Annotated in this window: 14 protein-coding genes and 1 riboswitch; of the genes, 1 reads left to right on the forward strand and 13 read right to left on the reverse strand. The window is 37.1% G+C overall.

Annotation, left to right across the window (positions count from 1 at the left end):
- Positions 1-65: 65 nt before the first annotated feature.
- The 13 genes from PSR12_RS21755 to PSR12_RS21815 all read right to left on the reverse strand — a co-directional run bounded on the left by PSR12_RS21755 (position 66) and on the right by PSR12_RS21815 (position 13,748).
- Positions 66-1,808 (reverse strand): methyl-accepting chemotaxis protein, encoded by a 1,743-nt coding sequence (locus PSR12_RS21755; RefSeq protein ID WP_221681507.1) that lies wholly within the window; start codon positions 1,806-1,808, stop codon positions 66-68.
- Between the two features lie 224 nt (positions 1,809-2,032).
- Complete coding sequence (locus PSR12_RS21760) at positions 2,033-3,781, reverse strand: methyl-accepting chemotaxis protein (protein WP_274770502.1); 1,749 nt, start codon at positions 3,779-3,781, stop codon at positions 2,033-2,035.
- Between the two features lie 82 nt (positions 3,782-3,863).
- Entirely contained in the window at positions 3,864-5,159 is a 1,296-nt protein-coding gene (locus PSR12_RS21765; RefSeq protein ID WP_274770503.1) for an arsenic transporter, read from the reverse strand.
- 64 nt (positions 5,160-5,223) lie between these two features.
- Positions 5,224-5,943, reverse strand: a complete 720-nt coding sequence (locus tag PSR12_RS21770) for a YebC/PmpR family DNA-binding transcriptional regulator (RefSeq protein WP_004231899.1) — start codon at positions 5,941-5,943, stop codon at positions 5,224-5,226.
- A gap of 202 nt (positions 5,944-6,145) precedes the next feature.
- Entirely contained in the window at positions 6,146-6,607 is a 462-nt protein-coding gene (locus PSR12_RS21775; RefSeq protein ID WP_274770504.1) for a low molecular weight protein-tyrosine-phosphatase, read from the reverse strand.
- 60 nt (positions 6,608-6,667) lie between these two features.
- Entirely contained in the window at positions 6,668-7,270 is a 603-nt protein-coding gene (locus PSR12_RS21780; RefSeq protein ID WP_048394163.1) for a lysophospholipid acyltransferase family protein, read from the reverse strand.
- Positions 7,271-7,349: 79 nt separating this feature from the next.
- A complete protein-coding gene (locus tag PSR12_RS21785) occupies positions 7,350-8,183 on the reverse strand; it encodes a putative RNA methyltransferase (RefSeq protein WP_257520697.1) in 834 nt (277 codons plus the stop codon).
- Positions 8,184-8,185: 2 nt separating this feature from the next.
- Complete coding sequence (locus PSR12_RS21790) at positions 8,186-9,553, reverse strand: MATE family efflux transporter (protein ID WP_221681512.1); 1,368 nt, start codon at positions 9,551-9,553, stop codon at positions 8,186-8,188.
- Positions 9,554-9,687: 134 nt separating this feature from the next.
- Positions 9,688-10,455 carry a tyrosine-protein phosphatase gene (locus PSR12_RS21795; RefSeq protein WP_257520698.1) on the reverse strand — a complete coding sequence of 256 codons (768 nt, stop codon included), beginning with the start codon at positions 10,453-10,455 and terminating at the stop codon, positions 9,688-9,690.
- 145 nt (positions 10,456-10,600) lie between these two features.
- Positions 10,601-11,551, reverse strand: a complete 951-nt coding sequence (locus PSR12_RS21800) for an ABC transporter substrate-binding protein (RefSeq protein WP_257520699.1) — start codon at positions 11,549-11,551, stop codon at positions 10,601-10,603.
- Positions 11,535-12,092 (reverse strand): hypothetical protein, encoded by a 558-nt coding sequence (locus PSR12_RS21805; RefSeq protein ID WP_274770507.1) that lies wholly within the window; start codon positions 12,090-12,092, stop codon positions 11,535-11,537. Before PSR12_RS21805 ends, PSR12_RS21800 begins: the two co-directional genes overlap by 17 nt.
- Before the next feature lie 158 nt (positions 12,093-12,250).
- A riboswitch (cobalamin riboswitch) is annotated at positions 12,251-12,448 on the reverse strand.
- A gap of 118 nt (positions 12,449-12,566) precedes the next feature.
- Positions 12,567-13,112, reverse strand: coding sequence for a glutathione peroxidase (locus PSR12_RS21810; RefSeq protein WP_009370639.1), 546 nt, complete (start codon positions 13,110-13,112; stop codon positions 12,567-12,569).
- Between the two features lie 81 nt (positions 13,113-13,193).
- Positions 13,194-13,748: a hypothetical protein gene (locus tag PSR12_RS21815; protein ID WP_202342270.1), complete on the reverse strand. Its 555-nt coding sequence runs from the start codon at positions 13,746-13,748 to the stop codon at positions 13,194-13,196.
- Positions 13,749-13,838: 90 nt separating this feature from the next.
- Between PSR12_RS21815 and ytvI the strand changes: the two genes are divergently transcribed.
- Complete coding sequence (gene ytvI / locus PSR12_RS21820) at positions 13,839-14,897, forward strand: sporulation integral membrane protein YtvI (RefSeq protein ID WP_274770509.1); 1,059 nt, start codon at positions 13,839-13,841, stop codon at positions 14,895-14,897.
- The last annotated feature ends 135 nt before the right edge of the window (positions 14,898-15,032 follow it).

The following is a 15,032-nucleotide window of genomic DNA, read 5'->3' on the forward strand; positions in this document are numbered from 1 at the left end:
CTTTTCCTTTTATTAACGATGATAAAAAGAAAAGGATGCTTGTTAACCAAGCACCCTGAAAGATATTATCTCAATATAAATCGTTTAATAGACTCCTGTAAGGCAGTTATTTCATCGGTTAAATCATTGGAAGATTCGCTAACGAGTTGTATTGCGCGTTGTTGCTCATCTACAGATGCTGTTACCTCTTCAGACGCAGCTGCATTCTTTTCACTAATCATCGCAATGCTTTCAATCGAATGCATAATCGTATTCTTAGAGCTATTTAAATATTCTACACTATCTGTCGTATCGCCTATAATGGCTATGATTTTTTCAACAGCTAATTTAATTTCTTTAAAGGATGATTCTGTTACCATGACAGAATCATTTTGTTGACTTACAATGATATGGGTTTTCTGCATTTCATCATTGACTAAGTTTGTTTCACTTTCAATGCCTTTTAGCGTCGTGCGTACTAGCTCAGTTGCTACAGAGGTTTGATCAGCAAGTTTACGTACCTCTTCCGCGACAACAGCGAATCCTTTACCATGTTCACCCGCTCTTGCTGCTTCAATAGAGGCGTTAAGTGCAAGTAAATTCGTTTGATCTGAAATCTCTGTAATCGTCCCCACGATGCCTTCAATTTCACGTACCTTGACAATTAAGCTACCAAATACAGACTGAATATTCTGAACAAGATTTGAAGATTCCCGCGACTTATCCTTTAAGCTTTCTAGATTAACTAGGCCTTCTTCATTTGATTTTTTCATATGCTGTGAGGCATCTAACATTGATTCATTTTTATCATGCAACCCTTCAATTTGCTGCGCAAACTCGATAGCCGTTCGGTTTGTATCCTCTGCATCAGAGGCTTGCTTGACTGCACCCTTGGATACTTCATTGATTGCTTTGACGATTTCATCACCATAGGCATTTGTCTCTTCGGCTACTGCGGTTAAGTTTGCTGAAGTTGATTGTATTTCTACAATCGCTTCCTCCACATCTGAAATAAGTGTTTTAAGTTGATGTACCATTTCATTAAAGCCATCATTCAACTGTCCTATTTCATCCGAGCGCTGTAAATGCTCAATTTCAACCGTTAAATTCCCTTTTGCTACTTCACGCACACGTTTAGATAACTTTTGAACTGGTAATGCCAGATGTCTTGATACTAGAATGACAACGATCGCCCCTATAATGACGGCACCTACTAATGTCAAACCAATTACTAGCAATAAAGAATTCGCCTCTGCATTAAAATCCTGCATATATGTACCTGATGCAATAATCCATCCCCAATATGGATCTTTCTCAGAATAAATAATTTTATCTGCTAAGACATCCTGACCTGGTAGTTCAAATTCATATTGTGTAAAACCACCACCATCAAGTGCCTTTTCAGTTACTTCTCGAATAAAGTAATTGCCACTGCTATCTTGGTCATTCCAAAGATTATCTCCTTCTCGTGTTGGATGTGTTGTTAATGTTCCCTTATCATCCAACACATAGATATAGCCATATTCCCCTAAATCACCAGGATAATTAATAGGCCGTTTTCCTTCGCTATCTTTCGGACCAAGAAATGCTTCTCGTACCCGTTCCTGTGCAACCTCTAAGGGAATGTCACCCTTTTCAACACTCTCGTTTGCGAGCTCGATTAGTTGCAAAGCAGATTCAACACTATTGTAAAGTACCTGCTCTCCTATATCCTCCATCCCATTCTTAGCCTTACCATAACTAACTATACCAATTATTAAACTTGGAATAATTAGTAGTGCCAATGAAATAATAATCAATTTCCCCTGTATTGAACGTAAAAACTTCATACTTTAGCCCCCCTATTTTCTTCGTTCAACAATATATTACTTTCTATTATGTTATGGTTTGAAAGTTTTCACAATGGGTAAAGCACAAATTATTTTCTAATTTCCCTTAATATGGTTTGTTTTCATGCCTTTATGCTAACCTCCAGTTAAATTTTAAATGCCAAAAATTAAAAGAACTATTTCTCCACAAGACATAAGCTTATAGAGAAATAGTTCTAAGCTAATCATAATTTAAATGTATTAATCGTTTCTATAACCTCTTTTGATGTTTGATCTAATATTGTTACAACTTCATTTAATTCAGAAACCATGGTTACTTGTAAATCTGAGGCAGTTGCTACTTCCTTTGTTCCTAGGACACTATGCTTCGCAATGGCATTCATCTGTTCGGTAGTAGCTAATACTTCCTCAGAGCCTGCTGACATTTCCTCAATTACAGCAGAGTCATCTTGAATTTTATTATTCACCTCAAGGACAGATTGCAATATTTTCTCTAGATTTTCACCTATGTGTTGCACTGCTTTATTGCCTGTCTGTACATCTATGGTACTACTAGCCATCTCCTGTAATGCTCGATCGGTAATCTTCTTAAAGCTTTCTAAATGCATGTGTATTTCGTCAGCAGATGCTTTAGACATCTCTGCAAGTTTACGAACTTCATCTGCCACGACCGCAAATCCTTTACCAGCTTCTCCTGCTCTTGCTGCTTCGATTGCAGCGTTTAAAGCCAGTAAGTTGGTTTGATCCGCAATACTCGTAATGATGGTTACCATCTCTTCAATTGAGCGGAACTTATCACCCATCTCCTCGACATGATTAGCCGTACGTAAAACAGAAGATTCTACGTTTTGAATTTGAGATACAACTTCTTGAGAATGACTAACACTTGTTTCCACAAGTCCTGTCATTGCTGATGATGACTCTGCAATTTCTGAAGTTGTATCAGCCAGTCGTTGAATACCAATTGACATCTCATTCATAGTTAATACAACCTCTTGATTATTTTGCTGCTGTTGCTCACTACCAGCAGCAATTTCGACAATTTGATCTGCAATTTGAGCGTTTGATTCTTCCACATGTTGAGAAGTCTCATCAATTTTTTGAACAACATTTTGTAAAGCAAATGTGCGTTGTTGAATCGTATGGAAAGTTTCTTTTAATTTTTGTAGTGATTCTCTGAAGGATTGTGCAAATATTGTAATTTCATTTGCTCCTTTTAACTGAATTTTCTCCACCTCTATCGTTGCCTTAGCAATATTTCCTTGAGCAAAACTTTGTGCTGCAACACCTAAATGTGCAAGGGGTTTTAATGCCCCATTAATATAACGATATAGGATGAACATAACAATACCAGTTAAAGCTAATATGACAATAATTAATGTAGGTAAAATAGCCGTTAATACGGCATTCGCAACATTGCTTACCTCTGTTGCTTCTATATCGACCCCAACAAAGGCAACAATATTCCCTGCCTCATCCTTTAATGGAACAGTACCAGATAAATAATCTCCAAAATCACTATGTAAAATAGCGGAATAATAACTTCCATTATTCTTTACCTTTTCAATATCCTTGTAGTATGTGGTGGAGGATTCATCTCCTATAGCTCCAGCATTTTCTTGATCATCTGCTGGCATACCGTCCACTAAAAAACGTACCTTTTTATCTTCCTGTGGTACTGCAAAAGTATAGGCATAGAGAACACCATTTATTTCACGTAATTCGTTGAGCTCTTCTCGAAGTCGCCAATATAACTCAGATTCTTTTGGTTCTTTTGAGAGTTGCTCATATTCAGCAGCATTTAGATGTTTTGCAATATTCTCAGCAACTGCAACTGCCTGTGTTCCCATGGTTTTATTAACAGATGATTTTGCTGTGTAGATTGTTGTTATAACGAAAAAAGATAACAAAGCCACTAACATTACCAATGACATTAACACTATTTTATTGCTTAATTTGCCTGTCGCTCGCATACTTTCCTCCTTTAATATACTGATATACTAATATCTTAGTAGTTCCTATTGTACTATTTTTTCAACTATTTCGACAATAAATCTATGATATTAAGCATATCCAAATAATTAATGCCATTAAAGTGGCGAACAGTGTCGGAATGGTAAGAATAACACCGATTTTAAAATATTGTCCCCAGCTAATTTTAATGCCTTTCTGGGCTAATATATGAAGCCATAGCAATGTTGCCAGTGAGCCAATCGGAGTCATTTTTGGACCTAAATTCGTACCAATTATATTTGCATAAATCAGCCCCTCTTTCATCATGCCCGATGCACTTGTTTCTGAAATTGCCAAAGCATCTATCATAACAGTAGGTAAATTGTTCATGACAGCAGACAAAATGGCAGCGACAAACCCCATCGTCATCGTTGCAACTACGAAGCCCTGTTGTATAGCTAGTTCAAATAAATTTGCTAACACTCCTGTCATTCCTACATTTTTTAACCCATAGACAACCACATACATGCCAATTGAGAAGAACACAATATTCCATGGCGCTCCTTTTACAACTCTTTTTGTATCTACCACAGAGCTACGCTGTGCTAGCCATAAGAATATTGCAGCGACCCCACATAAAATAAAAGATACAGGGATGTGTAAAACCTCACCAGCTACGAAGCCCACTAATAGAATCCCAATCACATACCAAGCGATCGAAAATAATTTGGGATCTCGGATTGCCTGACTTGGTTGCTCAACTGCCGCAAGAGAATAATGTTGTGGAATGGAATGACGAAAAACAAGGTAAAGTACTACTATACTTGCCACTAACGAAAAGAAATTTGGTACAAACATATGAACTGCATAATCTATAAAGCCTATATCGAAAAAGTCAGCTGATACGATATTCGTTAAATTGCTAATAACGAAAGGTAAGGAGGTTGTGTCTGCTATAAATCCACTTGCAATAATAAATGGAAAGATCATTTTTTCACTCAAGTTCAGTTTTCTCACCATCGCTAAAACGATCGGCGTTAGTATTAAAGCACCACCATCATTCGCAAACAAAGCCGATACAACAGCTCCAAGGCAACTAATATAAACAAATAAGCGAATTCCACTTCCCTTTGCAAGTCGTGCCATATGTAGAGCCGCCCATTCGAAAAAGCCAATTTCATCTAAGATGAGGGAAATTAAAATAATACCAATAAATGATAGTGTTGCATTCCAAACAATCCCCGTTACCTCTAACACGTCATGCCAGGTTACTACACCTATTAATAGTGCAATAGCTGCTCCTATACAGGCTGACCAGCCAATTGATAGTTTTCGTGGTTGTACTATGACAAAAAATAATGTGACTAAAAATAAAATAATGGCTAAAGCAGTCTGCATCTTTTCCTCCCTAATTAAAAACCAGTAGCTTAAATGCTACTGGTTTACTCATTTTGTTAATGGTTTATTCGCCTAAATCTGCGTTGTGGAAAACATTTTGTACATCTTCTAAATCTTCTAATGCATCAATTAGTTTTTCAAACTTCGCTACATCGTCGCCAGTTAAAGTCACTTCTGTTTGAGGCAACATAGAAAGCTCTGCTACTGTAAATTCTTCTACGCCCGCAGCCTTTAATGCTTCTTGTGTTGCAAAGAATTGGTCTGGCTCTGCATAAATAATTACCGCTTCTTCCTCTTCTAAAATATCGCGAGCATCAATATCAGCTTCCATTAAAATCTCTAGTACTTCATCAGCCGTTTTACCTTCTAAACCAATAACTGCTGTTGAATCGAACATATAAGCTACAGATCCACTGACACCCATATTGCCGTTATTTTTGCCAAATGCTGCACGTACATCAGATGCTGTACGATTTACATTGTTTGTTAAAGCATCCACGATAATCATTGTGCCGGCTGGTCCAAAGCCTTCATAACGTAATTCATCAAAGCTTTCATCACCGCCACCTTTTGCTTTATCAATGGCTTTTTCTATAATATGTTTTGGAACACTGTATGTTTTTGCGCGTTCAAGCACTACTTTAAGTGCACGGTTTGACTCTGGATCTGGTTCGCCTGATTTAGCTGCCACATAAATTTCTCGCCCAAATTTTGCATTAATACGGCTTGTGCTTTGATCTTTAGACGCTTTCTTTTCTTTAATATTGTTCCACTTACGACCCATTGTTTCCACTCTCTTTCAAAAGATAAATTTATAAAAATAATAGATACGCAGTTGCATATCTGTAAATGGTAATTAAATACTTATCGTATCTTTACTCTGCAAATAATAACACAATGATGCTTACAAAGCTAGATATACCAATGTTTAAGGTAGCATTTTTCTAAAAAAAATGGCTGTTAAAATTTACGATTTTAGCGCCATCTTACAACAGCTCTTGTTTAATTTTTGCTAGTAATGCCTGACAACCTTCTTGCACCAATTCATAGGTTTCCTGAAAATCACCTGTATAATAAGGATCCGGGACATCCTTGCGATGCGCTGTTAAATCTAAAAAACGAAAAATCTTTGGCGAGTTTGGATGGCCTAGTATTGTACGGATATTACGAATATTGCTTTCATCCATTCCAATAATATAAGCAAACTCTTCAAAATCTGACTTTTGTAATTGTCGACCTTGCATATCTATTGTAAAAATACCATATTCCCTAAGCTTATCCTGTGTACCTCTATGTGGAGGTTCACCAATATGCCATGAGCTGGTAGCAGCGGAATCCACTTCAATCTTATCTTCTAAATGCTCTTTCTTCACCAAGTCGCGCATGACCGCCTCAGCCATGGGTGAGCGACAGATATTACCTAAACATACGAAAAGTACTCGAATCATTTTATTTTCCTCCTACAACAAAGCACTCAAAATCAATTTGATTCTGAGTGCCATTTGCTTTTATTTTACGGGAATACGTTTTTGTAGTTCTTCTGTTAAAGCAACTAATTCATGCTCAAGGTGTTGAGTAAACTGCTCACGACCTTCTTTACCCTTGCCTGTTACATAAAATGGCTCACCATAAATTAAATAGCCTTTACCTCGCTTCATTACATCGCCCACATTACGTGCACCAACATAAGCAGCTGGAACAATTTGCGCCTTTGCCAACTGTGCAATGGTAATAGCCCCTTGTTTTAAATCTGTTCCTTCTGCACTACGTGTCCCAGAGGGGAAAATCCCTACAATTTTACCTTCCTTCAATAACTGCGAAGGAATTTTAATCACGCTTGGTCCAGGATTATCACGGTCTACCGGAAAAGCATTTAAATGCTTAACAAGCCAGCCAAGCCCTTTCATTTCAAATAATTGCTTCTTCGCCATAAAGTGAATTTCACGAGGGTACATGGCTACACCAAGGTTTAAAATATCAACATAGCCGGTATGTGTACAAGCTATAATAAACCCACCCTCTTTCGGCAAGTTTTCTTCTCCGTATACACGAGCCTTTGAACCCATTAATTTTAATATTACTTTGACAACATTTGCTGCTAGTTTATACACTGTTACATTCCTACCTTATTCAATAGTTATTCCCATTGTAATCGAAAAGACCAGTATACTGCAATTGCAGGTGACCAACTTAAACCTTCCCTACTAATAGATCCACATCAATCGTGATTTGATTTAGTTCAACGGCTGTTTGTTCTGCTTTATGCCACCCCATTGGTGTCATCTCTAATAGCGCGGGTACTAGCTCTTCTGAAAGCGGTAAAGTATAAGTTACGCGTTCTACGTTTACCTCACGAAAACTATCTTGAAAACGAGCTACAATTTGTTCATTAGAGTAAGTTTCCTTGTTTGAATCTGCATATAATTGAGCACGCAGTTCCCGCAAATAACCACTTTGCGGTACAACCTTCACAAGACAGCCATTCGGTGTAAGAAGTCGTTTAAACTCCTCATAATTTGCTGGCGATAATATATTTAAAATGGCATCGAAACTCGCTTGAGCAAATGGACTTTTAGCTAAATCCCCTACACACCAAATTTGTTGAGGATAATGACGTGCTGCAGCCAAAATGCCCTCCTTCGCTATGTCAATTCCAACGCCAATACCATGCTCCCTATCATTCATAATGCGAGCTAAATGTGAGCCCTCTCCACAACCAGTATCAAGCACTGTTTTTGCAGAGCTTATAAGCTCAACGATTCGAGCTTCTACAGCATCATAAATCCCACTATCAATAACAGCCTTGCGGGATTCAAAAAGGCTCTTACTATATTTAGAAGCGGCGCTATGTGTCAGCATATTGACATAGCCTTGTTTCGCAATATCAAAGGAATGGTTAGAAGCACAAACCAATCTCCCCTGCTCATAGACATGCATGGATCGCTGACAGATTGGACAAGCAAAAAGGGTGATATATTGATCCATTAATGCCGCCCCGATAGCACGTTTCGATAATGCGCCCATTTCTATGCCTCCTTCTTGTCGTTTGGTGATACAAGAGCATAGCGCTCCCATTTACGACTTTTCCATCTAAAGTATACGATAATTGCCCGCACCCATTCATCTGCTGAAATGGCTAGCCAAATTCCGACCAAGCCCCAATCCAATACAAAGACAAATAAATAGCCAAGCGGCAGGCTCATGCAAACCATTGATAGAAAACCAATTTTCACTGGGAATCTAGCATCCCCAGAAGCGCGTAAAGAGTTAATAACAACGATATTCATCGTGCGACCAGTCTCTAGTAAAATACTTAATGCTAACACGGATGCCCCAATCTTAATGACTTCTGGATTATCAGTAAAAACCTGCATAAGGGGCTTACGGAATAGCGTAACGACTGCAACCATAATAATCGTAAAAACAAATGCTGCACGGACACTTTTCCATAGCTGATGATACGCCTCATCTTTTTCTCCTGCACCTACATGACGACCAATAATAATGGCTGTTCCTGTACCAATGGCAATCGCAAATAAATACGTAAACATCGAAATATTCATAGCATATTGTCGTGCTGCTAGTGTTTCTGCTCCTAAGTAAGTCGCATAATATAAAAAGATGATTTGGCAAAATTGATAAAGCACCTGTTCAAACGCAGATGGTAAACCAATGTTTAGTATTTTCCTCACATATTCCTTTGAATACTCAAAATAATATTGTAACTTTACACGCACTTCCATTACCTGATACAGCAACCAGAAAAATACTAGAACGGCTAATCCGCGACTAATGACAGAGGAAATAGCCGCTCCTTTCACACCAAGCTCTGGGAAACCTAAATTCCCAAAAATAAGACCGTAGTTTAGCACAACATGTAAGACGTTCATGCCAAGCGAAACGTACATAGTTTGTTTTGTCCAACCATGTACACGAATAATTGCTGCGAGTGCATTAATAATAGCCTGTAGGAAAATAAAACTCCCAATGATGGCTAAGTAACTTTGTGCATAGTGGAGGACTTCTCCCTGCAAGTTCATCATTGTCATTAAATGTCTCGCAAAGAAGAAAAATAAAATACTCATTAAAAGCCCAACGACCAAATTCATCGTGACCGCTAACGCCGAGATCTTGGCCGCTTCAAAAAAGCGTCTGGAGCCTAAATATTGGGAAACAACAATAGATGCACCATTGCCCACTACTTCCAGAATCAAGATGGCAATATGGATATATTGATTGGCTGCACCTACTCCTGATACAGCATTATCTGATAAAGCACTGAGCATAAAAGTATCGGCTAGTCCCATCAACATAAATAGAAAAACTTCTAAGAAGATCGGCCATGTTAAATGGAATAGACTTAACTTATTTGTCTCTTTAATTGTGTCTGCCAATACTTTCACTTCTCCTATATTTTCTTAAAAATCTATTGTATCTTATCACAAATATTCAGACTGTAAAGAGATTTATAGGAATACAGCGCTTCCACATAAAAAATCCCTCCCACATCGTGTGAAAGGGCCATTTTTTAAATTAAGCAATAGGATTGTAATTGCTCTCGTTTTTCAATTGTTAGGCCAAATTCCTGCTCTAAAAACCCAGTCTTAGAACCATAGCGACGATCCATCGCATCCAATGCTGCTTGTAAATAGTCTTCACGGGCGGACATTAATGCATAAAATTGCTGTAGTTCTTGCTCATTATACTGATGCTGAATAGCCTGAGCCATTCTTTCTACCATTGGACGTAAATGTATATTAGTATCTAAATAGTCCTCCATGATGGTCTCCTCAGGTACATCTAAAGCTAGCAAAATAAGTGCTCCTCCAATACCCGTTCGGTCCTTACCAACTGCGCAATGATGTACAAGACCTAGATTATCAGGGTTTTGAATCGTTTGCATTAACTCTTTAAATGAAAGATTGTTAAAAGGCATTTGTGCATAAAAATCTCGAAACATCTCAGGGCTTACCACTTTATAGAAATCTCTACCACCAGCATTGGTAGGCATTTCAAAAGCATGATTACCCTTCGCTGGGATTTGTATATATTGAGCATATGAGAACACTGGGTTAGGATTATGATACGCCTCATTGTTATCGCGATAATCAAAAATGGTTTTAATCCCTAACGTTTCAAATAGCTCTTTATCCGCCAGTGTCATTTTTCCAAGAGCAGCTGAGCGGTAAAATAAACCGTTCTTTACCCTACGCCCATCTTTTGTCTTATATCCACCCATGTCTCGGAAATTATGGACTGCTTCAAATGGAATTACCTTTGTCTCTAATTGCTCCACTCACTACACCTCCTAAGATTATTAAGCATACTTACTTTTATTTTAAAGAACAAACTACATTAATTCCAATTTTCACGCTAGGTAATAATTTAAACCACATAAAAAATGCTAGCTGAATGGCTGACAGCTAGCATGGAAACATTTCTTATTTAAATAACTCTGGGTACACAGCCTTCGCTACTAATTCTACAGCTTCACCAATACGCGGACCAGGTCGATTAGAGATATCTGTATCGATGGACAATACCGCTTTGTTTTGAATAGCTGTCACAGTATTCCAACCATCTCGTCCAAGAATTTCTCCTATTGGATCTTCTGTATAGTTTACTGTTGTTAAAATAATATCTGGATTTTTAGCAATAACATCTTCCTCATTCACTTTTGCCCAGCTATTCAAGTCAGAAAAAACATTATTAACATTAGCTGCATCTAATATTTCTTGCTGGAAAGTGCTAGAGCCTGCTGTATATATGTCTGGCTTAGGGCTAACCTCTAAATAAACATTTTTCGGCGTTTTTACGTCCTTCACCTTCGTTTGTACTTCAGCAATTTTCGCTTTAATCTCTTCATTTAATTTATTTCCTTTATCAGCAACATCCATCACAGCAGCTATTTGTTCGATATCTCCATAAACATCATCGAAAGTAGTCGCAGATTGAATAACAAACACTTTAATTCCTGCGTCCTCAAGCGGCTTTAGTGCATCCTTATCACCGATTGTATAAGCAATAACAACATCTGGCTTTAACGCTATAATTCTTTCACTGTTAAAGTTCGTAGTATCAGAGACACGTTCAATTTTTTGTGCTTCCTCTGGGTAAGTATCGTACTCAGTTGCTCCTACAATTTTATCGCCAACACCTAAAGCAAACAAAATTTCAGTATTACTTGGTTGTAAAGATACAACTGTTTTTGGTACTTCATTAAACGCTATTTCCACTCCACGGTCATCTGTCACTTTATAGCTTGTTTTCTCTACGTGTTGTGTACCCTGCGAGGCATCTTTATTTTTTGTATCTTCAGCAGTGCCACAGCCTGCTAATACCAGTGCAAGTAAGAGCACTGATAGCCATTGGAAATTAAATACTTTCTTCATTGTTATTCTCCTTTTTCTTTTTCATTGGGTAGGATTTACTAATAAACGGTATTTCAGAAATTCCAGCTTGCTGATTCATAAAAACAGCCATGACAAAACATACATTAGCTAATAAACCAAGGTAATCGAAAAGAATAGCAGGAACCTCTCGTTCTTCTGATACTTTGTGTAAAGTTCGATATGATTTTTTTGCCTCACTGCGACAAAGATGTAAGGCTGCAGCGGCCTCTGTTCCTTGAGGTAAAACAAAAATTTGAATCTCTTCCTTCACATGGCGAACGTAAAAATCATAACGCTCACTTAACCAAGATAAATCCTCTTCAGTTACCGCTAATTTCCCACGAACTGAGCCATTCACATGATACGCCATAGGTAACATAAGTAATAAATCCTCAGCAACAACTTGAACATCCTCTTTTTTTACCGCAGCTAATGCAACTCCTAGATGTGTTGTAAGGCTATCTGTTCGAATTTCAAAATCAACCGTTGAAGCTTTCTCACGCATAAATGGATAACAAGAATAACGGGCATCTTTTTTCACTTGCTTCCCCCCTATTTTCTATAATGAAAAATTCTTACTTGAAAGGCATAAAAAAAGTCGCTCCTTTTGCAAAGGAACGACAAAAATACAAGATTGAGCCATCAAACTAGACAAAGCCTATGTATTTGCCGTATATCCTCCTAGCTTCCGAGAAGTTTTTATACGTTCAAATAAAGGTCGGTCTCCTGGCTTGTACAGTTCGTCACATAAAACGAATGTGTTATAAAGGACCTTCCCATCTTCTTTGAGACAGTGGTAAATCTTTATAATGGCTGTACTTACAGTTGCGGAAACAGCTCCGGTTTTTCACCGGATTCCCGATTATGCTTACTAGCACCTTTATCCTGCAAGAATATTTCATTTGTAAAGCAGTTTATCATATATGATTCAGAAAAAATAGCTGTACTCAATTTTAAAATATAGTAACACTAGAAGAGAAAATTCCAACAAATTTTTACATTATTAAGAAATTTACTATAGTAGTGTTTCAATTGCTTGTTCAATATCGAGCTGTGAATCTGTTGGTTCAAAGCGTGCGACGGTCTTACCATTAGCATCTACTAGAAATTTTGTAAAGTTCCAGCGAATGTTACGACCATCTAAAAAGCTTGGGGCAAGTTGAACAATTGCTTCTGCCAACATTTTCTCCTGCATACTTGCCTTCCCAAACTCTCGGTAATTCACTTCATGCTTTAAATAATTAAAGAGTGGATGTGTAGCCTCTCCATTTACCTGTACAAGCTCAAAAATCGGGAATGTGACCCCATAGTTTACCTTGCATAGATGCTTAGTTTCCTCTCCATCCTCAGGATTTTGATGGCCAAATTGATCACAAGGGAAGCCAAGAACTACAAAATTCTCTTTTCCATATTTATCATACATTTTCTGTAAGTCTTCAAATTGATATGTAAATCGGCATTGGTTTGCCGTGTTAACAATTAACATTGTTTTTCCACGATATGTTTCCATTGATAAAATTTCGCCATTAGGCTTCCGAACTAGATAATTATAAATGCTCATGCTATAATCCCCTTTTTTCATTCATTATAGTTGACTATTCTACCGTTCATCAAAGAATTTGCACAAAAAAACACCACCTCGCTACTTTGAACGGATGGCTGACTTATACTTCTTTTTATATTTAGCATCTTGTTCTTCATTAATTAAACGATGGGCAATATCTAATAATTTCGAGTCATTTGTTTGATCATATAGCTTTTTAAATGACATAATAATATCCTGACGAATAAGAGATGGCTGTTTTTCATCTATACATGTTTGAAATCTTTTAGCTAGATACGATACAACCAAATCTCTTTGTACTTGACCCGCCTGTCCAATTTTCCAAATGGCCTGTAATGCATGCCTTGCTGTAGCAGATTGTTCATCGTAAGTCACAGCCCAAATCTTTAAAAAATCCTCCAAGACCCTTTCTTCTGGATCACTTTTTGCAGCTAAAGCGCATAAAATTTGTGCAGCACGTGCACGAGAATAACCATTATTGTATGTAAGTGCTTTTATTAGCTGTTCCCAAACTGCATATGTCCAATCTACGGGTTCCTGCATAATTTTCATTAATTCCTCGTAAGATTCATATTGAATATCGCGATCATGCTCTGTTAGATTACTAAAAAGTTGCAAAATCTCTTTTTCCATAATTCATCCCTACCTTTATTGTTTCAGAACGTAATAAAATTTGATTTATGGTACACTTAACTTAATTTTTTTCGCAAAGAAGGTGAGTTTATGAATAAATTTAATGCTAGGAAATTGATTTTTCGGTTGATTGTGATAATATCCCTACTTCTAGCTGCCTATTTTGTTATCCCAGTGTCCATGCCTTTAATACTTGCTGGGATCAGTGCATTTTTCTTAGAACCCATTGTCATGTTCTTTAAACGAAAATGGAAAATGTCACGGAAAATAGCAGTTGCTTTTATTTACATAGTGAGTGTTATTGTTATATCTATTATTTGTTATCTATCCATTACACAAATAATGACACAAATAATTTTACTATCTAAGCAAGCTCCCTATTATATTTCCAAGCTATCAGATATGTGGCTTCATATGCAAGAAAATATTTCTAAATACACAGAAGACTTTCCACCTGAAGTAAGTGCTTCGCTTCAAAAAACCACAATGGATTTCATAAAGAAAGTTGAAGAATCCTTTTTAAGCTTCTTTAATTATAGCAAAGTTTCTGCCTTCTTTTCAGAGATACCCAGCCTATTTATCAGTCTTCTCGTTTATATGATTGCGCTATTCCTATTTATGCTTGATTTGCCTAAGTTAAAGCAAATCACTTATAAATATTTAAAGCCCAATACAGCAAAGAAGATAAAAATTATTTTAAATCGCTTAAAAGATGCTACATTTGGCTATATGAAGGCTCACTTATTTGTAAGCTTTATTATTGGAGGCGTCACACTCATTGGACTGCTATTAATCCAACCGAAATACGCAGTAACAATGACGGTTATTATCTGGTTAATAGATATTGTACCATTCCTAGGCTCTATCATTATTCTAGCGCCATGGGGGCTTTACCACCTATTGATGGGAAACACCTCTATAGCTGTAAAATTATTCATCTTAGCTGCTATTTTACTTATTATTCGTCGAGTAGTCGAGCCTAAGTTAATGGGAGACCATATCGGTTTGTCCACTTTACCAACATTAATTTCCATGTTCATAGGTCTACAGTTATTTGGTATTATCGGTTTACTTGTTGGTCCATTCGTTATTATTTTCTTTATTGCGTTGAAAGAGACAGGTGTCATCAAAGTAAATTTTAAAATTTAATATCAATCTAGTATGCAGGGAAATCTCTTTTCAAGAATAGACGTAGTCGTCTTGTTTCTTTTGAAAGAAATGCAAAATAAAAAGGTCAATCTTTGTATATTTTTCTCTACAAAGATGACCTTTTTCTTATATCAA

It is taken from the genome of Lysinibacillus sp. G01H (genome assembly GCF_028872195.1).
In the GTDB taxonomy this organism is placed as follows: Bacteria; Bacillota; Bacilli; order Bacillales_A; family Planococcaceae; genus Lysinibacillus; species Lysinibacillus capsici.